Raw genomic sequence first — 17,772 nt, 5'->3', positions numbered from 1 at the left:
GCGGGAAGTGACCCCGCGTTGTTTGTAGGGTCTACTCGACGACCAGGAGGAGGTCCCCGCCCTGCACCTGCTCTACAGCTGAAATGGCGAGCCGCGAGACTTTGCCTGCCACCGGCGTCGTAATGGAGGCTTCCATCTTCATTGCTTCGATGGTGGCCACCGTGTCACCGGCGTTGACCGTGTCGCCGGCCTTGACGGTCACGGTGACGGCGCCGGCGAACGGCGCGGCGACGTGGCCCGGCTGGGCCGGGTCTGCCTTCTCGGCAGCCTTGACGTTGCTCACCACGGAGCGGTCACGGACCACAACGGGGCGGGACTGGCCGTTCAGGGTGCACATGACCGTCCGCATGCCCTTTTCGTCGGGCTCGGAAACAGCTTCCAGCGAGGCGATCAGCCGGACACCCTTCTCCAGCTGGATCTCGTGCTCGGCGCCGCGCTGCAGGCCGTAAAGGTAATCACGCGTGTCGAGGACGGAAATGTTGCCGTACGTTTCCACGCTCTTGAGGTAATCCTTGGTGGGGCCTTCGAAGAGCAGGCGGTTCAGCGTGCTCTGGCGGGTCTTGGAATCACCCTGGAGCGCGGCGCTGTCCTCGGGACTGAGGTCGACGTCGCGGACCTTGATGCTGCGACCCTGGAGCGCCTTGGTACGGAAAGGTTCCGGCCATCCTCCGGGCGGGTCGCCAAGTTCGCCGGACAGGAAACCGATGACGGAGTCCGGGATGTCGTAGTTCTGCGGGTTTTCGTTGAAGTCCGCCGGATCTGCATTGAGGCCCACGAGGTGCAGGGCGAGGTCGCCCACCACCTTGGACGACGGCGTGACCTTCACCAGGCGGCCCAGAATCCGGTCCGCCGCGGTGTACATGTCCTCGATCGCCTCGAAGCGCTCCCCCAGACCCAGCGCGATGGCCTGCTGGCGCAGGTTGGACAACTGGCCGCCCGGGATTTCGTGCTGGTAAACACGGCCGGTGGGGCCCGGAAGGCCTGATTCGAACGGCGCGTAAACGCGGCGCACGGCTTCCCAGTACGGCTCAAGGGAGCTGACTGCGTCAAGGCTCAAGCCGGTGTCCCGCGGGGTGTGCGCCAGCGCCGCCACAAGGGCGGAGGCGGACGGCTGGCTGGTGGTCCCGGCCAGCGAGGCTGAGGCAACGTCAACAGCGTCCACGCCGGCGTCAACTGCCGCCATCAGGGTGGCCAGCTGGCCGCCTGCCGTGTCATGCGTGTGGAGGTGGACCGGGAGGTCGAAGCGTTCGCGCAGTGCAGCCACCAGCTTGGCGGCCGCTGCCGGGCGGAGCAGCCCGGCCATGTCCTTGATGGCCAGGATGTGGGCGCCGGCGTCCACAATCCGCTGCGCCAGTTCCAGGTAGTAGTCCAGCGTGTAGAGCTTCTCATCCGGGTTCAGCAAGTCGCCGGTGTAGCACAGGGCGACTTCGGCTACTGCTGTGCCCGTGGCCCGGACGGCGCGGATGGCGGGTGCCATCTGGTTGACGTCGTTCAGGGCATCGAAGATGCGGAAAATGTCGATACCGGTGGCGGCGGCCTCGTTGACGAAAGCCACCGTCACCTCTTCCGGGTACGGCGTGTAGCCCACCGTGTTCCGGCCGCGCAGCAGCATCTGCAGGCAGACATTGGGCAGCGCCTTCCGCAGGGCGGCCAGGCGGTCCCAGGGGTCCTCGCCGAGGAAGCGCAGTGCCACATCGTAGGTGGCGCCGCCCCAGGCCTCAACGGACAGGAGTTCCGGGAGCAGCGCGGTGACCGCGGGACCGGCGGCCACGAGGTCGCGGGTGCGCACCCGGGTTGCCAGCAGGGACTGGTGGGCGTCGCGGAACGTGGTGTCGGTGACGGCCACGGCTGTCTGCTCACGCAGGGCCTTGGCGAAGCCTTCGGGGCCAAGCTCCAGGAGGCGCTGGCGCGATCCCGGTGCCGGCTGCTGATCCCCAACGGCGGGGAGTTTGGCGGCCGGATCCGAGTGCACGGTCAGCTCGCCGTTGGGCTTGTTGACTGTAACCTCGGCCAACCAGGTCAGGAGCTTGGTGCCGCGGTCGGCGGAAACCCTGGCCTTCAGCAGCTGGGGACGCTCGTCGATGAAGTTCGTGGCGACGTTCCCGGCAATGAAGTCGGCATCGTCGAGCACGGCCTGGAGGAAGGAAATGTTGGTGGATACGCCACGGATGCGGAACTCCGCGAGGGCCCGGCGTGCGCGGGCCACGGCGGCCGGGTAGTCGCGGCCGCGGCAGCTCAGCTTCACCAGCAAGGAGTCGAAGTGCGGGCTGATTTCGGCCCCCGAGTAGACGGTACCGCCGTCGAGCCTTACACCGGCGCCGCCGGCGGAACGGTAACCGGTGATCTTCCCGACGTCCGGCCTGAACCCGTTGGCAGGGTCCTCGGTGGTGATGCGGCACTGCAGCGCTGCGCCCTTGAGCTGGACCGTTTCCTGGGAGAGACCCAGGTCCGCGAGGGTTTCGCCGGAAGCGATCCGCAGTTGTGCCTGCACCAGGTCAACGTCCGTCACTTCCTCAGTGACGGTGTGCTCCACCTGGATGCGGGGGTTCATTTCGATGAAGACGTGCTGCCCGGCGCGTTCGCCGACGGTGTCCACCAGGAACTCTACGGTTCCGGCGTTGACGTAGTTCAGGGCCTTGGCGAACTTCACCGCGTCACGGTAAAGGGCCTGGCGGATGCCTTCGTCCAGGTTGGGCGCGGGAGCGATCTCAATGACCTTTTGGTGACGGCGCTGGATGGAGCAGTCACGTTCGAAGAGGTGGATGACGTTACCCTCGGCGTCGGCCAGGATCTGCACCTCGATGTGGCGCGGGCGGAGCACTGCCTGCTCCAGGAACATGGTGGGGTCACCGAATGCCGCATCGGCTTCGCGCATGGCGGCCTGCAGCGCCTCGGGAAGGGCTTCCCTCGTGTCGACGCGGCGCATCCCACGTCCGCCGCCGCCGGCGACTGCCTTGGCGAAGATGGGGAAACCGATCTCGTCGGCTGCAGCGATCAGCTCATCCATGTCCTTCGAGGGTTCACTCGATTTCAGGACCGGAACACCGGCCTCACGGGCAGCCTTCAGCGCTGCCACCTTGTTGCCGGCCAGCTCAAGCACCTCAGCCGGCGGGCCAACAAAGGTGATGCCCGCTTCCTGTGCTGCGCGGGCCAGGTCCGGGTTTTCCGAAAGGAAGCCGTAGCCGGGGTAGATGGCGTCGGCGCCGGACTCCTTGGCGACGCGGACCACTTCGGCAACATCCAGGTAAGCCCGGACGGGGTGCCCCTCTTCGCCGATCAGATATGCCTCATCGGCCTTCTGGCGGTGGATCGAGTTTCGGTCCTCATTGGGGAAGACAGCAACGGTCTTGGCGCCCAGCTCGTAGCCGGCACGGAAGGCCCTGATCGCGATTTCGCCGCGGTTGGCCACCAGAATCTTGGAAAACATACTTCTCCTGCATCATCGCGGGTGTATCGGTAGGTGGTCACAGTGTCTAAGACCCGTGCTGGCAAACACAAATCATTGTGGCCACAGTCACAGAACCTCCGTCATGTCCCGCGTGCATCAACGGAGGCTGGCAGAACCGGTCACCCATACCATCGCCGTGCCATGCCGCGTCCCCATAAGGCGGGATTCATCGGCGCAGCCACATATGATGAGTAAGGCGGCTCGAGCCGCTGGCTTCGGCAGTGCCGGAGCAAACATTACCCCCAACACGGCAGCCGGCGTTAGGTTTTGGTCTCACAAGTGCAAGTAGTCAGCATCAGCAGCCTCAAGGGCGGAGTCGGCAAGACGTCCGTCACCACAGGATTGGCGTCTGCGGCGCTTGCCGCAGGCATCCCCACACTGGTGGTGGACCTCGATCCCCATGCGGACGCGACCACAGCCCTGGGTGTCCAGGCCGGCGACCACCTGGACATCGGCAGGATGCTCAAGAGCCCCCGCCGGTCCAAGCTCGCGGACAATGTCGCGGGCAGCTCCTGGACGGCACGGGCGCATACCAACGGATCCGGACCGGCCGTCCTGGACGTCGCCGTGGGTTCGGCGTACACCGGCATCTACGACCGCCCCGACCTTGGCCGCAGGGATCTTCGCAGGCTTTCCGCGGTCTTGGCTGGCGCCGACCGCTACGAGCTGGTCCTCATTGACTGCCCGCCGTCGCTGAACGGGCTGACCCGGATGGCCTGGTCCGCAAGTGACAAAGTAGCGCTCGTGGCCGAGCCGGGACTCTTCTCGGTGGCTGGGACGGAACGGACCATGCGCGCCATCCAGCTGTTCAAGCAGGAATTCGCGCCGAACCTATCCCCGGCAGGCATTGTGGCCAACCGCGTTCGCACCGGCTCCTCCGAACACACGTACCGCCTCGCGGAAATGGAATCGATGTTCGGTGACCTGCTGCTGAGCCCACGCATCCCCGAACAGGCGAACTGGCAGCAGATCCAGGGCGCGGCCCACCCGGTGCACCACTGGCCCGGCGAATCCGCGAAGACATCTGCTGCGTTGTTCGACGCCCTCCTTGTCAACCTCCTGGCGGCCGGAAGCGGCCTGCGAAACCGAACCCAGCGTTAACCCTTTGGCTGCAGCCCCGCTGCAGCCAAAGGTTCCGCAGACAACGACAAGAGGCCATCCCCGCCGGGGGTGGCCTCTTCTTGTTGGTGTTGTGCCAGCCTGTTGTCAGCCGATCTTGCGGCCAGCGCGCCGCTTGCTCAGCTCGTCGTCGGGAAAGGACTGTTCGGCGGCGTGTTCGCTAGGCAGGGAAGCCAGGCTGCCCTCGACTTCGCGCCAGACCCGGCCCACGGCGATGCCGAAAACGCCTTGTCCACCCTGTACAAGATCGATGACCTCGTCTGCGGAGGTGCATTCGTAGACGCTCGCGCCGTCGCTCATGAGCGTGATCTGTGCCAGATCCTCCACGCCGCGTTCGCGCAGATGTTCCACTGCCGTGCGGATCTGCTGAAGGGAAACACCGGTGTCCAGAAGCCGCTTGACTACCTTGAGGACGAGAATGTCCCGGAAGCCGTAGAGTCGCTGCGAGCCGGAGCCTGCGGCGCCGCGGACTGCGGGCTCAACCAGCCCGGTGCGAGCCCAGTAGTCCAGCTGGCGGTACGTGATGCCGGCCGCCTTGCAGGCCGTGGGGCCGCGGTAGCCGGCGTCCTCGTCCAGGACGGGAAGGTCTTCGGTAAACAGGAGGCCCTGGGCACCGCTCGCTGGCACAGCCACACCAGCCGTTGTGGGCTGCTTCAGCCCGCCTGCTTCGCCTTTGGGACTCACCTGGATCCTCCTTGTCATAAGCTCCCGGGGACCACTGCATCAGCCGGTTCACACATGAAGTTCATGCATGTAATTTCGCGGGGGTCGTACTTTTACAGTGTGACTTGCGCGGGTGCTGTAAGCAATGGGAGCTTGATACCTTCGACGTTAGGCCCGCTGCGCCCCAAGGTCAAAGATCTAGGCCGCTTGGCGCAGGCGTGTCGGAACTTTCAGGCTCAACTTTAACCTTAACGTGACCTCAGCCGTCGAAGTCTTCGGGCTCCACATCGTCCAGGAACTCACGGAAGCGCCGCAGTTCGCGCTCCTCGTCCACGGTGGGGCCCGGGTCAGTGTCCTCCCCATCGTCATGCTCGGTAATGCGGACTCCGGCTTCATCCATTACCGAGTCGGCACACCAGATGCGGCATTTGGCTCGCAACGCGATCGCGAGGGCGTCGGATGCCCGCGAGCTGACGGTGGTGCCGTTCTCGAACTGGAGCTGGCCATAAAAGATGTTGTCCTCAACGGCCACAATGTTGACGCTGACAACCGAATGGCCCAGGGACTCCACCACGTCCACCAGGAGGTCGTGGGTCATCGGGCGCGGAGGCACTACCCCTTGCTGGGCCAGGGCGATTGCACTTGCCTCTGGAGTCCCGATCCAGATGGGCACGTGCCGTTCGCCGTGGATCTCGCGCAGCAGGACGAGCGGCTGGTTGGACGGCAGTTCGATACGAACGCCTACGATCTCCACTTCGATCATCAGATGTCCATACGTGAGATACGGTCCTGGACCAGTGCCCGGTGCAGGACAAGGCAGAGGTCGCTGATTTCGCGGGCCGCTTCAGCAGCCCGCGCCTGTGACGCGGAATCGCGCCTGGACGCGAGCGGCGCAACTGCGCGCTCCACGAGTCCGAATTCACGTTCCGCGGCGGCCTGGAAAGGCCGCAGGTGGCGCGGCTCAAGGCCGTGGCTCTCCAGTTGCACGCAGGCACGGGCCACTTGGAGGGCGTGCTCGTCGAACTTGCCGTTGCTGTGGCCGATCAGCCCGAAGCTCAGCAGCGATTGGAGTAACGGAATACTGGCGCCGGACTCGGTCCGCAGCTGTTCCTCACTGAATTTCCGGCCGCGGTTCTGAAGCTCCACGGCCAATTCATCCGAAACGATCCGCGGCGAAACCACGACGCCGGGCGGCAGGTTCTCGGGCCGCTCTCCCCTGTCGATCGCATCAAGGTAGTCCTTAATGACTTTCAGTGGAAGATACTGGTCCCGCTGCAGCGCCAGCACAAAACGAAGACGTTCGACGTCACTGTCCGAGTACTGCCGGTATCCGGCCGGAGTACGGCGCGGATTAATCAGTCCCTTTTCCTCAAGGAACCTGATTTTCGACGCGGTCATACCCGGAAAGTCGCCGCTGAGTTGCGCGAGGACTTCCCCGATGTTCAAAACTTGGGGCCCCCGGCGTTCCGGTTGTGCCATTGCCACAGGCAAGTGTCCCGGGATCAGGCGCGGCCTGCTGCGCGGGCAGGGCTCAGGTAGAAGGTGAGTCGGAACTTGCCGATCTGGACTTCGTTCCCGGACTTTAGCTCAACACTGTCCACGCGGTCGTGGTTGACGTACGTGCCGTTGAGGCTGCCGGTATCCACCACTTCAAAGCTCCGCGCAGTGCGGCGGAACTCGACGTGGCGCCGCGAGACGGTGACGTCATCCAGGAAGATGTCGGCATCAGGATGACGGCCGGCCGTGGTGGTGTCGGTGTCAAGCAGGAAGCGGGCACCCGCGTTCGGGCCGCTGTGGGCCACCAGGAGCGCGGAACCGGCCGGCAGCGCCTCCACGGATGAACGCTCGTCCGTGGACAGCTTGGGGGCGATGGTGGGTTCGTCGGAGACGGGGGTGAGATGGATCGAGGTGGTCTCCGAAGCCCTGGCCGCACCTGTGCCGTGCTCGCCTTCGGCAGGGTCCTGTTCGTGGCCAACCATGGATTCCTCCTCTTTCGTTGCAGCTCTCACGCCTGCAATCAACTTTTGCCCTGACGGATCCGCCTCGCGGATCCGATGCCGGGCCCCGATCCGGCCACTGACGTGCGAAGACGCCCGTTGGCCAGACCGGATGAACCCGTTAGCTTCAGCCTACCTGCTGTTCGTACTCGGATGCACTGAGCAACGATTCCACAGCGTCCGCTTCTGCCAGCCGGATCTCGATCAGCCAGCCGTCGCCGTACGGATCGGAGTTGATCAACGCCGAATCGGTATCGAGGGATTCGTTGCGTGACACGACTTCGCCGCTGACCGGAGCATAGATGTCACTGACACTCTTGGTGGATTCGACCTCGCCCACGACTTCGTTTGCGGTGACTTTGGTGCCGGCTTCCGGCATCTGGGCATAGACAACATCTCCGAGTGCGTCCTGCGCGAAGTCGGTGATGCCCACCCGGACCACGCCGTCGGCGCTCGGTGCGGATACCCACTCGTGCTCGGCGGTGTAGGACAGGTCTTCGGGAATGTTGCTCATCAGGGGCCTTTCATCGGGTCAATCACCAATGTCAACGGGGCCTGGAAAACAAGCCGCCGCTGAAAGTATAGGCACAACTCCACGGGCGTTCGAGGAGGATTCTGACATGATGAGACTCATGAGATCACATGCACAAGAATCGCCCGCGAAAAAGGCGAACTGGGCTGCACGGATCATCCTCGTTGCGGTGGCGTTGGTGGTCCTCACAATCGCTTACTTTGCCTTAGCGGCCATCCTCCCGGTCTGGTGGGCGAATGTTATCCGCAACCAGGTCCAGGGCAATCTCGGGGCGGGCATCCTGGTGGGGATGTTTTACGGGTTTGTTTTCACGTTCGTCCCCCTCCTGGTGGCCTGGCAGGCCACACGCAAATCCGTAAGCTGGCCCTGGAAGCTGACCATCCTCGTCGCAGCTGCGGCTCTCGCGTCCCCGAATCTGCTGACCGCCGGGATCATGTTCGGCAGCTCGCAGGCCGCCCACAACGGACAGCGGATCCTTGGCACAGAGGCAACCTGGTTCCCGCTGTGGACACAGATCTCAGCCATCGCCGCCGCCGTGATCTTTGTGGTTGGCCTGATCCTGTGGAGGGTCTGGCGGCAGCGCGGCAAAAAGATGAAGGTGCTCAAGAAGGCAGGTGCCGAGCGTTCCCTGGCTGCGAAGGCAGCCAAGGACTCCGCCGCCAGCTCACCCGGTCCCGAGGCGTCAGCTGTTCCTGAGGCGCCGGCCGCACCCGACAGCCAGGCTGACCACAGGTAAACCATGCCGGAGCTTCCCGAGGTTGCAGGCCTGGCCGGTTTCCTGGACGAGCACCTGCGCGGAGCGGTGGTGCGGAAGGTCCAGATCGTTTCCTTTGCCGTGCTGAAGACAGCGGATCCGCCGTTCACAGCGCTGGAGAACTGCACGGTCGCCGGCGTGCGGCGGTTTGGAAAGTTTGTCAGCATTGACACCGACGGGCCGTCGTTTGTCTTCCACCTCGCCCGGGCGGGCTGGGTCCGCTTCACGGACTCGCCCACAGACACCCAGCTCCGGATGGGAAAAGGCCACATCGCCGCCCGGCTGGCGTTCACCGGGCCGGACGGTGCCCATGGCATGGATCTCACCGAGGCGGGGACCAAAAAGAGCCTTGCCGTGTACGTGGTGCGCGACCCCCAGGATGTGCCGGGCGTCGCGGCGCTCGGGCCGGACCCGTTCAGCGCAGCGTTCGACGCCGACATGCTGGCGGAAATTCTCGGCTCCACTTCCCAGCAGATCAAGGGCGTCCTGCGGAGCCAGAGCGTGATCGCGGGGATCGGGAACGCCTACAGCGACGAGATCCTGCATGCTGCGAGGATCTCCCCCTTTGCCACCGCCAACTCCTTGGACCGTGGCACGGTGCAGGTGCTTTATGACGCCATCCACAGCGTGCTCGGAACAGCCCTGGCCGAAGCCGAGGGCAAGCCGCCCAGCGAGCTCAAGGACGTCAAACGCAGCCACATGCGGGTCCATGCACGCACCGGCGAGGCTTGCCCGGTGTGTGGTGACACAGTCCGGGAGGTGTCTTTCGCGGATACTTCCCTGCAGTACTGTCCCACGTGTCAGAGCAAGGGAAAGATTCTGGCGGACCGCAGGACGTCGAAGTTCCTGAAATAAGCCAGGCCGCGAAACATCCGAAAAGGACGGCACAAAAACAGAAGCGTCCCGGAGACAATTCTCCGGGACGCTTCTGTTTTGGTCGGGCTGACAGGATTTGAACCTGCGACCCCTTGACCCCCAGTCAAGTGCGCTACCAAGCTGCGCTACAGCCCGTTAGTTCCGCCGTTCTCCGCTGCGTTTACTCCCGATGCTAGCCAGGATTTCAACTCAGCAGTCCGGCCGAACCACCTTGAAAAGCTTACACGATTCCGGAGGGTGCAAGTGACACTTTGCCGCCTGCACGCCCCCGGTGTGTCCTAATTAACGCTTCTTGCCGCGCTTTTCGCGGACGCGCATGTTGACCTCGATGGGCGTGCCCTCGAAACCGAACGTTTCGCGGAGCCTGCGTGTGATGAAGCGGCGGTAGCCCGGGTCCAGGAATCCGGTGGTGAACAGCACAAACTTCGGCGGCCGGCTGGACGCCTGCGTGCCGTACAGGATGCGCGGTTGCTTTCCGCCGCGGACCGGGTGCGGGTGCGCCGCCACAAGCTCGCCGAGGAAGGCATTGAGCTTGCCGGTGTGAATGCGCCTGTCCCAGTTCTCCAGGGCCAGGTCCAGGGCGGGAACCAGGCGGTCCTTGTGCCAGCCCGTCAGGGCGGAGATGTTGACCCGGGGCGCCCAGGCCACGTGGGCCAGGTCCTGCTCGATTTCGCGCTCCAGGTAGGTGCGGCGTTCGTCGTCGAGCAGATCCCACTTGTTGAAGGCCAGCACCAGGGCGCGGCCCGACTCGATGGCGAGCTGCAGGATGCGGACGTCCTGCTCGCTGAGGACCTCATCCACCGCGAGAAGCACGACGGCGACCTCCGCCTTTTCGAGCGCCGCCTGCGTACGGAGGGAGGCGTAGTAGTCGGCGCCCTGCGCCATGTGCTGGCGGCGGCGGATGCCTGCCGTGTCCACAAAGCGCCACGTGCGGTCGCCGAGTTCAATGAACTCATCCACCGGATCACGCGTGGTGCCGGCGGTGTTGTCCACGACGACACGTTCGGACCCTGCCAGCTTGTTCAGCAGTGATGACTTGCCCACGTTCGGGCGGCCGATCAGTGCGATGCGGCGGGGTCCGCCCGAGCGTTCCAGGCCCTCAATGGTGGAGAACTCCGGCAGGGTGTCCATCACGTGGTCCAGGAGGTCGGCCACGCCGCGTCCGTGCAGGGCCGAGACGGGGTATGGCTCGCCGAAGCCGAGGCCCCACAGGGTGGCGGAGTCCGCTTCCTGGGCGAAGTCGTCCACCTTGTTGGCCACCATGATGACCGGCTTCTTGCTGCGGCGGAGCATCTTCATAACGCCCTCGTCCGTTGCGGTGGCGCCCACCGCGGAGTCGACGACGAAGAGCACGGCGTCGGCCATTTCCACGGCCATTTCCGCCTGTTCGGCCACCCGGGCGTGGATGCCGCGCGCATCGTGCTCCCAGCCGCCGGTGTCCACCAAAGTGAAGTTGCGCCCGTTCCAGTGTGCCGAGTACATCACGCGGTCCCGCGTCACGCCGGGAGTATCCTCAACCACGGCTTCGCGGCGGCCCAGGATACGGTTCACCAGAGTGGATTTGCCCACGTTGGGACGGCCGATGATGGCAAGCACGGGATCGAGCTTGACCGGACCGTCGAAGTCCTCGTCGTCGTAGTTCCCGCTGAGCAGGGCGGCGTCTTCCTCGTCGAGCTCGTAGTCGTCCAAGCCGGCGCGGAGCGACGCGGCACGCATCTCCGCTTCGTCGTCGTCGATGGCGGCCAGCCGCTCGGCCACCTGGTCCGTGCCGGTGGGCGTGTATTCATCTTCGCCGGCGCCGGAGTGGCTGGAGGTTTGAGTCGTATCGCTCATTGCACTTTCCTTAGTGGTCATCTGCCGGCGTCCCGGCTACTGCTGTGAAGTTCGTGCGGAAATCCGCGTGGGGCAAAGGCTGCCCACTGTGTTGGATGGTCTCCTGGACGTGCCCCGCAAGCGCAGCGCGGATTTCCATTCCCGCCCTGTCCATTGAAGCACGGCCCGTTTCGCCGGGGTTGCGGCTGAGGGTCAGTGCGTTGCCGAAGCTGACGTGGAACCGCCGCCCTGGCCTGGGTACTGTGTCGAGGTGTTCGCTGCCCGTCCGGGTGCCGAGGATCGCCACGGGAACCACGGGGGCCCCCGAGTTCAGCGCCAGCCAGGCCACCCCGTTGTTGATGTCTGTTGCCTGGCCGCTCCCCCGAGTTCCTTCCGGAAGAATCCCGATGCAGCGGCCGGCGTCGAGCATGTTCTTGCCCAGCAGCAGCGCAGCCCGGTCCCCGGAGCGGTCAACCGGCAACTGGCCGGAGGCCCGAAGGACCCGACCCAGCAAGCCCTTGAACATCTCCTTCTTGACCAGGATGTGCATGGGACGCGGCGACGCGCCGAACATCACCGGCCCGTCCAGGAAACTGATGTGGTTGCCGGCAAAAATCACCGGCCCGCCTGTAGGCACGTTGTCCCGGCCAGTGACGGACGTCCGGTACACCACGTGGTCCAGGAGCCAGCCGACGGGCCGGCTCCAGGTCATAGTCAGGCCGGAGGGAAGCCGCACGCCGCGGTCAGTCACGGTTAAGCACCTTCGTGACGATCACGAGCGCCGCGTCCACGGTCTCGGCGAAGTCCAGATCGGAAGAATCGAGGGTGACAACACCGTCGGCAGCCTGGGTGAAGTTCACCACCGTGGAATCCTTGGCGTCACGGTGGGTGACCTGGGCGGCGAGCTGCTCCGCATTCTGCGTGCCGCCCAGCTGGATGCCGCGGCGGCGAAGCCGGGCCTCCTCACTGGCGGTCAGTAGCATGCGGACTTCCGCGCCCGGGGCCACGACGGTCGTGATGTCCCGGCCCTCCACCACGATGCGGCGATGGTGCTTTTCAATGAGCTCACGCTGCCGGCGGATCAGTTCGGTCCGGGCACCCAGGGTGGTGGCCACCGCACTGACCGCCGACGAAATTGCCGGTTCACGGATGGCGTCCGTGACGTCGGCGCCGTTCACGCGGACGTATTCCTCCCGCGGCGTGGTGCTCAGTTCCAGGACCAGGTCCCGGGACGCCTGCTCCACGGCGGCGGCGTCACTGAGGTCAATTCCGCTGGTGACGCAGAACCATGTCAGGGCCCGGTACATGGCGCCGGTGTCCAGGTAGGCAAGGTGCAGCCGGCGGGCCACTTCCTTGCTCACGCTGGACTTGCCGGAGCCTGACGGCCCGTCGATGGCAACCACCAGGGGCCTGCCGACGCGCAAGGCCGGAAGGGTGTCAAGAAGTTCTTGTGTCATTACTGCAATACCCGCCATCCGCGGTCGTTGAGTGCTTCGATCAGATGGTCATGCTTGTTCGGCAGCACGGACAGTTCCACCATGCCCACGTTCTGGCCCGAGGAATGGTCCAGCCGAAGGTCCTCCACGTTCACGCCGATCTCACCGATTTCGGTGAGGAGCTGCGCGATCTGTCCCGGCCGGTCATCCACGAGGACCGTCAGCCAGGAGTAGGCCTGCGGCGGGCCACCGTGCTTGCCCGGAATACGGGCCTGCCCGGCATTGCCTTCGCTGATCAGCTGGGCCAGGTCAAGCCTGGCGCCCGGCGCAAGCGGTTCCTCGAGCGTGCCGATGAGCCGGTTCAGGTCCTCGCGGACTCCGTAAAGGATCTCCACGACCTTCCCCGCGTTGCCGCCCAGGATCTGGACCCACAGCGTGGGATCGCTGGCGGCGATCCGCGTGACGTCCCGCAGGCCGTTGCCGGCGAGGGACAGCGCGTGAAGGGGCGTCCCCTGCAGCCGGCTGGCCAGCAGGGAGGACATGATCTGGGGCAGGTGCGATACCAAGGCCACGGCTTCGTCGTGTTCGTCGGGAGTGAACTGGGAAACCACAGCTCCCAGGTCCGTGGCCAGGGAACGCGCAGTCTGCACGGCAGCCGCGGATGACTCCGGGCCCGGACAAACCACCCACGGCATGGACGTGAAGAGCTCGCCGCGGGCCGCAACCGGCCCGGACTTTTCGCGCCCTGCCATCGGATGCGTCCCCACATAGCGGGCGAGGTCCGCGCCGCGGCCGCCCAACTCCGCCAGGATGGCGGCCTTGACGCTGGCGATGTCAACCACCATGGAATCCGGGTAGTCGGCAAGCGCACGGGCCACGACGTCGGCGGTCACGTCCGGCGGTGCTGCCACCACCACCAACTCGGGTGCCTCGTCCCCGAGCTGGCCCAGGGGCTGGCCGGCACCGATGTCGACGGCCACCGCCTGGTTGGTCGGCGACGGGTCAGACAGGAACACGGGCACGCCGCGCCCACGCAGGCCCAGCCCGATGCTGGCACCGAGCAGGCCGGTGCCAATCACCACGACCGGCCCATTGAGGTGCCCCCGCCCGTGGGAGCGAAATGCGGACATGCCTCAGAGTCCTACGGATGCCAGCAGGTGGCCGACTTCCTGCTTGCCAAGGTTGCGGATGCTGCCCTGGCGCTGGTCGCCCAGCCCAATGGGACCCACCTTGACGCGCACCAGCCGCAGGACCGGGAACCCGACGGCGTCGAACAGGCGACGGACAATCCGGTTCTTGCCCGAGTGCAGGACCACTTCGATCAGCACGTGGCCCGGAGTGGAGTCCACCAGCTTGAAGGAGTCAACGGAGGCAAAGCCATCCTCGAGTTCCACACCTTCCCGGAGCTGCGCGCCAACTCCCTGCGGGAACGGGCCGCGGACCTGGACCAGGTAGGTCTTGGGGACCTCGTAGGACGGGTGGGTCAGCCGGTTGGCCAGTTCGCCGTCGTTCGTCAGCAGCAGCAGACCTTCGGTGGCGACGTCCAGCCGGCCCACGTGGAACAGGCGTTCGCCCTGGTGGGTCTTCCGCACAAAATCGCTGATGCAAGGACGGCCATCGGGGTCCTCCATGGTGGACACCACGCCCTTGGGCTTGTTGAAGACCATGTACACGAGGTTTTCATCCAGCTGGATGCGCAGGCCATCAACGTGGATGACTGCTGTCTTGGGGTCCACGCGGACACCAAGCTCAGTGACAACCTGGCCGTCAACTTCTACCCGGCCTTCGGAGATCATCTCTTCGCAGACGCGGCGCGAAGCCACGCCGGCCTGGGCCATGACTTTCTGCAGGCGCGTGCCGTCGGCGTCGTGCATTTCCGACTGCGGAACGTCACCGCGGGGTCCACGCTTGCGGGCAGGCTTCCGCACGGGGCCAAGGTTCTGGCCAAACCGTTCGCTGCCGAAGGCGCGTGACGCCGCCGCCCCGGGCCTGCCGGTGCGCGGCTTGGGCTTGAGCGCGCCGGGGGTGCCGGGAGCCTTGCTGGCGCCCGGTTTGCGGGCAGCCGGCTTGCGCGCCGATGGGCTGGCGGCTGGCTTCCGGTCGGAGGCACCGCGCCCGGCCGGTGGCGACGCCGGGGCGTCGCCGGGATCCACGAATGGCTCTTCGCGCGGCCTCGGGGCCTTGTACGGCCGGTCGCCGCCGCCGAATCCGGCGTTGCGCTTGCCGGCGCCGGCGCGGAATCCGCCGCCCGCCGCGCTGGGGCGGCCGCTGCCGCCCTGAGCAGGGTTCCGGCTTGCGCCGCCCTGCGCCGGATTACGGCTGGCCGCTGGATTGCGGCTGGCGCCGCCCTGTCCGGCATTGCGTTCTGAACTGTTGCGTCCCGAACTGTTACGTGGTGAACCCTGGCGTCCCGCCTGTGTCATGACCCGTCCTTCGTTATTTGGCCCGCTGGTTGTCCAAGAACAACCCTAGCCAGCCATGCAGAAATTATCTGCCCTTATGAATATTCGTGTGCGCACGCGGGATTTCCCGCCTACATTCTGTCGGCGTCGTAGAACTCCGCGATGCCCTCAAGCCCCGGAAGATGGGGTGAGAGCTGGGGCAGTTCCGCTGCGGAGCCGATTCCCATCCGTTCCAGGAAATACGACGTGGTCCGGTAGAGGATGGCTCCCGACTCAGGATCGTGTCCCGAATCTTCGATCAGCCCGCGCTGGGTCAATGTCCGTACGACAGAATCGACATTGACTCCTCGAATTGCAGACACCCTGGCCCTGGAGACAGGCTGGCGGTACGCGATGACAGCCAGTGTTTCCAAGGCCGCCTGCGTGAGCCTGGCCGTCTGACCCTCAAGCACAAACCGTCCGACGATCTCGGCGAAGTCTGCGCGGGAGTAGATCCGCCAGCCACCGGCGATGTTCCGCAATTCGAAACCCCGGGGGCTGGCGCTGAAACCAGCATCGCTGGCATCGTCCATGTCCGGGGCTTTAACAGTATAGCCGCTATACTCCCGCTGCAGTTCCGCCAGTAACTGCTCGACGACGGCGACGGTCAGGTTAAGCCCGGCTGCCAACTCAGTAGCGCTGGCCGGTTGGTCCAGGACCATCAGGACCGCCTCAAGTGCAGCCTTTGCACCGCCGGGAAGATCCCGGACGTCCATGCCCGGCTCCGCCCCAGGCTCCGGAAGTTCTTGGCTCACGACAGTTCCTCGTATTCTTCGCTTAGGTTTTCTGTTGACCAGTCCCGGCCGTCCACCGTCCAGTGCACGGTGAGATCCCCCAGGGGCGACACCTGGTCGAAGGAGACTGCCCTGTCCCGGAACATCTCCAGCAATGCCAGGAACCTGGCCACCACCACGAGCGTGGAATCGGCGTCGGCGATCAGCGCACGGAAAGACAGGGGCTTCCCCAGCTGGAGCCGGAGCCCCAGGATCTCGGCCTGTTCCTTCACGCTGACGGCACTGCCGTGCAGGTGGGCAAGGCCCACCTCGGTGGGCCGCGGCGTCTTGGCCTTCAGGGCGGCCTCGGCCAGGCGGGCGAACTGGTCCGGCGTGTGCTTCCACACAAGTTCCGGGAGCATGGCGGCAAAGTGCTCCTCCAAGGCAACCTGACGCGGAAACCGGCTGGCTTCGTGTTCCAGGGTTCCGGCCATCAGGGCTGCCACCTGTTTGAACGCCTTGTATTGGAGGAGCCTCGCAAAAAGGAGGTCCCGCGCTTCCAGCAGGGCGATGTCCTCATCGTCCTCGACTTCACCGGCGGGCAGGAGCCTTGCCGCCTTGAGATCCAGGAGTGTGGCGGCGATGACCAGGAATTCGCTGGCTTCATCCAGCGCCCATTCCTCGCCGAGCTTCTGGAGCTTCCTGATGTACTTGATGAACTCATCAGTGACGGTGGCAATGGCCACCTCGGTAATGTCCAGCTGGTGCTTGGCGATCAGGCCCAGCAGGAGGTCGAACGGGCCGGTGAAGTTGGCAAGCCGCACCTCAAAGCCGGGTTTGGACTCGGCCACGGCGTCTTTAGGGTGCGCCGCCGCGCGAAATCAGCTCTTTGGCCAGGCGGCGGTAGGCATCGGCGCCGATGTGGCTGCCTGCGTAGCTGGTGATCGGTTCGGCCGCGACGGTGGCGTCCGCGAACTTGATGGAGCGTTTGATGACGGTCTCGAAGACTTTGTCGCCGAAGGCTTCCACCAGGCGGGTGATGACTTCGCGGCTGTGGAGCGTACGGGCGTCGTACATGGTGGCCAGGACACCATCAACCTGCAGTCCGGGGTTCAGCCTGTCCTGGACCTTGTCGATGGTTTCCACCAGCAGGGCTACCGCACGGAGTGCGAAAAACTCGCAGATCAGCGGGATGATCACGCCGTGGGCGGCGGTCAGGGCGTTGACCGTCAGCAGGCCCAGGGAGGGCTGGCAGTCAATCAGGACGACGTCGTAATCGTCTTCGACTTTTTTCAGCGCCCTGTCCAGGACCTGCTCACGGGCGACTTCATTGACCAGCTGCACTTCTGCGGCGGAGAGGTCGATGTTGGCTGGCAGCAGGTCCACGTTTTCGACGCCGGTCTGGTGGATGGCGTCGCGGATGTCCACCTTGCGGTCCATGAGGACGTTGTAGATGGTGAGATCAAGCTCGTGCGGGTTGATCCCCAGGCCTGCTGACAGGGCACCCTGGGGATCAAAGTCAACCAGGAGGACACGGCGGCCGTACTCGGCCAGCGCTGCTGCAAGGTTGATGGTGGATGTGGTCTTACCTACGCCGCCTTTTTGGTTGACCATGGCGATGACGCGGGCCGGACCATGGGACTGCAGCGGCGCGGGCTCCGGAAATTCACGGTAGGGGCGCCCTGTGGGACCCATCACGGCGTCTTCCAGATCGAGTTCCGTGCCTTCCAGAGTTGCTGAACCCTGTTCGCTGCTCACGTATCTCTCCACACTTTCGATGACGGTCATTGTTCTGCCGCTGACTGACCAGCGCCCATGCTTGTTTCCACCCAAGGCTACAACGCCCGACACGGCATTCTGTGGAACTTGACTTTTGATGGTGTTTGAGCCTTGACCTTTTACCTGAGGTCGAAGGTTGACCAGTCCCGACGCAAAACCGCCCGCACAGGTTGTCTGTGCGGGCGGTTTTCCGCGCCTGGCG

17 protein-coding genes and 1 tRNA gene are annotated in these 17,772 nt (G+C 65.1%); 3 read left to right on the top strand and 15 right to left on the bottom strand.

Annotated elements, in window-relative coordinates; genetic code table 11:
* Positions 1–31: 31 nt before the first annotated feature.
* Positions 32–3,427 (bottom strand): pyruvate carboxylase, encoded by a 3,396-nt coding sequence (locus tag ACX80X_RS05270; protein WP_459311446.1) that lies wholly within the window; start codon positions 3,425–3,427, stop codon positions 32–34.
* 300 nt (positions 3,428–3,727) lie between these two features.
* Here ACX80X_RS05270 and ACX80X_RS05265 point away from each other — a divergent pair, with 300 nt between their 5' ends.
* On the top strand, positions 3,728–4,549 hold the full coding sequence (locus ACX80X_RS05265) for a ParA family protein (protein WP_459309885.1): 822 nt from the start codon (positions 3,728–3,730) through the stop codon (positions 4,547–4,549).
* A gap of 105 nt (positions 4,550–4,654) precedes the next feature.
* Here the strand turns inward: ACX80X_RS05265 and ACX80X_RS05260 are convergent, their stop codons facing one another.
* From ACX80X_RS05260 to gcvH, 5 genes are all read right to left on the bottom strand, one after another.
* A complete protein-coding gene (locus ACX80X_RS05260) occupies positions 4,655–5,251 on the bottom strand; it encodes a MerR family transcriptional regulator (protein WP_252600718.1) in 597 nt (198 codons plus the stop codon).
* A gap of 238 nt (positions 5,252–5,489) precedes the next feature.
* On the bottom strand, positions 5,490–5,993 hold the full coding sequence (locus tag ACX80X_RS05255; RefSeq protein WP_252600717.1) for a bifunctional nuclease family protein: 504 nt from the start codon (positions 5,991–5,993) through the stop codon (positions 5,490–5,492).
* The gene (gene ftsR, locus ACX80X_RS05250; RefSeq protein WP_459311444.1) at positions 5,993–6,709 is read right to left on the bottom strand and encodes a transcriptional regulator FtsR; all 717 of its coding nucleotides are present in this window, start codon (positions 6,707–6,709) and stop codon (positions 5,993–5,995) included. The genes ACX80X_RS05255 and ftsR overlap by 1 nt, the downstream gene beginning before the upstream one ends.
* A gap of 23 nt (positions 6,710–6,732) precedes the next feature.
* The gene (locus ACX80X_RS05245; protein ID WP_141140080.1) at positions 6,733–7,209 is read right to left on the bottom strand and encodes an FHA domain-containing protein; all 477 of its coding nucleotides are present in this window, start codon (positions 7,207–7,209) and stop codon (positions 6,733–6,735) included.
* 145 nt (positions 7,210–7,354) lie between these two features.
* Positions 7,355–7,741 carry a glycine cleavage system protein GcvH gene (gcvH, locus tag ACX80X_RS05240; protein WP_252600716.1) on the bottom strand — a complete coding sequence of 129 codons (387 nt, stop codon included), beginning with the start codon at positions 7,739–7,741 and terminating at the stop codon, positions 7,355–7,357.
* A 118-nt stretch (positions 7,742–7,859) separates the two neighbouring features.
* Here gcvH and ACX80X_RS05235 point away from each other — a divergent pair, with 118 nt between their 5' ends.
* Complete coding sequence (locus ACX80X_RS05235; protein ID WP_252600715.1) at positions 7,860–8,495, top strand: hypothetical protein; 636 nt, start codon at positions 7,860–7,862, stop codon at positions 8,493–8,495.
* A gap of 3 nt (positions 8,496–8,498) precedes the next feature.
* Entirely contained in the window at positions 8,499–9,368 is an 870-nt protein-coding gene (locus ACX80X_RS05230; protein ID WP_459311442.1) for an Fpg/Nei family DNA glycosylase, read from the top strand.
* A gap of 79 nt (positions 9,369–9,447) precedes the next feature.
* Here ACX80X_RS05230 and ACX80X_RS05225 read toward each other — a convergent pair.
* The 9 genes from ACX80X_RS05225 to ACX80X_RS05185 all read right to left on the bottom strand — a co-directional run bounded on the left by ACX80X_RS05225 (position 9,448) and on the right by ACX80X_RS05185 (position 17,549).
* A tRNA-Pro gene (locus ACX80X_RS05225) sits at positions 9,448–9,524 on the bottom strand.
* 147 nt (positions 9,525–9,671) lie between these two features.
* Positions 9,672–11,222 (bottom strand): ribosome biogenesis GTPase Der, encoded by a 1,551-nt coding sequence (gene der / locus ACX80X_RS05220; protein WP_459311440.1) that lies wholly within the window; start codon positions 11,220–11,222, stop codon positions 9,672–9,674.
* Between the two features lie 10 nt (positions 11,223–11,232).
* Positions 11,233–11,913, bottom strand: coding sequence for a lysophospholipid acyltransferase family protein (locus ACX80X_RS05215; RefSeq protein ID WP_252600806.1), 681 nt, complete (start codon positions 11,911–11,913; stop codon positions 11,233–11,235).
* 31 nt (positions 11,914–11,944) lie between these two features.
* A complete protein-coding gene (cmk, locus tag ACX80X_RS05210) occupies positions 11,945–12,658 on the bottom strand; it encodes a (d)CMP kinase (RefSeq protein WP_252600713.1) in 714 nt (237 codons plus the stop codon).
* The gene (locus ACX80X_RS05205) at positions 12,658–13,767 is read right to left on the bottom strand and encodes a prephenate dehydrogenase (protein ID WP_252600711.1); all 1,110 of its coding nucleotides are present in this window, start codon (positions 13,765–13,767) and stop codon (positions 12,658–12,660) included. The genes cmk and ACX80X_RS05205 overlap by 1 nt, the downstream gene beginning before the upstream one ends.
* A 3-nt stretch (positions 13,768–13,770) precedes the next feature.
* Positions 13,771–15,060: a pseudouridine synthase gene (locus ACX80X_RS05200; protein ID WP_252609120.1), complete on the bottom strand. Its 1,290-nt coding sequence runs from the start codon at positions 15,058–15,060 to the stop codon at positions 13,771–13,773.
* Between the two features lie 110 nt (positions 15,061–15,170).
* Positions 15,171–15,794, bottom strand: a complete 624-nt coding sequence (gene scpB / locus ACX80X_RS05195) for an SMC-Scp complex subunit ScpB (RefSeq protein WP_459311491.1) — start codon at positions 15,792–15,794, stop codon at positions 15,171–15,173.
* A 35-nt stretch (positions 15,795–15,829) separates the two neighbouring features.
* Positions 15,830–16,642, bottom strand: a complete 813-nt coding sequence (locus tag ACX80X_RS05190; protein ID WP_252609118.1) for a segregation and condensation protein A — start codon at positions 16,640–16,642, stop codon at positions 15,830–15,832.
* 7 nt (positions 16,643–16,649) lie between these two features.
* On the bottom strand, positions 16,650–17,549 hold the full coding sequence (locus ACX80X_RS05185) for a ParA family protein (protein ID WP_252569374.1): 900 nt from the start codon (positions 17,547–17,549) through the stop codon (positions 16,650–16,652).
* Positions 17,550–17,772 lie beyond the last annotated feature (223 nt).

The organism is Pseudarthrobacter sp. MDT3-1, assembly GCF_054510755.1.
The sequence above is the reverse complement of the archived record's forward strand: the minus strand, read 5'-3'. Positions and strand labels throughout refer to the sequence as shown.

Coding starts and splice junctions, on each gene's coding strand:
- ACX80X_RS05270 (WP_459311446.1), bottom strand. CDS start 3,427: ATGTTTTCCAAGATTCTGGTGGCCAACCGCGGCGAAATCGCGATCAGG.
- ACX80X_RS05255 (WP_252600717.1), bottom strand. CDS start 5,993: ATGATCGAAGTGGAGATCGTAGGCGTTCGTATCGAACTGCCGTCCAAC.
- ftsR (WP_459311444.1), bottom strand. CDS start 6,709: ATGGCACAACCGGAACGCCGGGGGCCCCAAGTTTTGAACATCGGGGAA.
- ACX80X_RS05245 (WP_141140080.1), bottom strand. CDS start 7,209: ATGGTTGGCCACGAACAGGACCCTGCCGAAGGCGAGCACGGCACAGGT.
- gcvH (WP_252600716.1), bottom strand. CDS start 7,741: ATGAGCAACATTCCCGAAGACCTGTCCTACACCGCCGAGCACGAGTGG.
- ACX80X_RS05235 (WP_252600715.1), top strand. CDS start 7,860: ATGAGATCACATGCACAAGAATCGCCCGCGAAAAAGGCGAACTGGGCT.
- ACX80X_RS05230 (WP_459311442.1), top strand. CDS start 8,499: ATGCCGGAGCTTCCCGAGGTTGCAGGCCTGGCCGGTTTCCTGGACGAG.
- der (WP_459311440.1), bottom strand. CDS start 11,222: ATGAGCGATACGACTCAAACCTCCAGCCACTCCGGCGCCGGCGAAGAT.
- ACX80X_RS05215 (WP_252600806.1), bottom strand. CDS start 11,913: ATGACCTGGAGCCGGCCCGTCGGCTGGCTCCTGGACCACGTGGTGTAC.
- cmk (WP_252600713.1), bottom strand. CDS start 12,658: ATGACACAAGAACTTCTTGACACCCTTCCGGCCTTGCGCGTCGGCAGG.
- ACX80X_RS05205 (WP_252600711.1), bottom strand. CDS start 13,767: ATGTCCGCATTTCGCTCCCACGGGCGGGGGCACCTCAATGGGCCGGTC.
- ACX80X_RS05200 (WP_252609120.1), bottom strand. CDS start 15,060: ATGACACAGGCGGGACGCCAGGGTTCACCACGTAACAGTTCGGGACGC.
- scpB (WP_459311491.1), bottom strand. CDS start 15,794: ATGGACGTCCGGGATCTTCCCGGCGGTGCAAAGGCTGCACTTGAGGCG.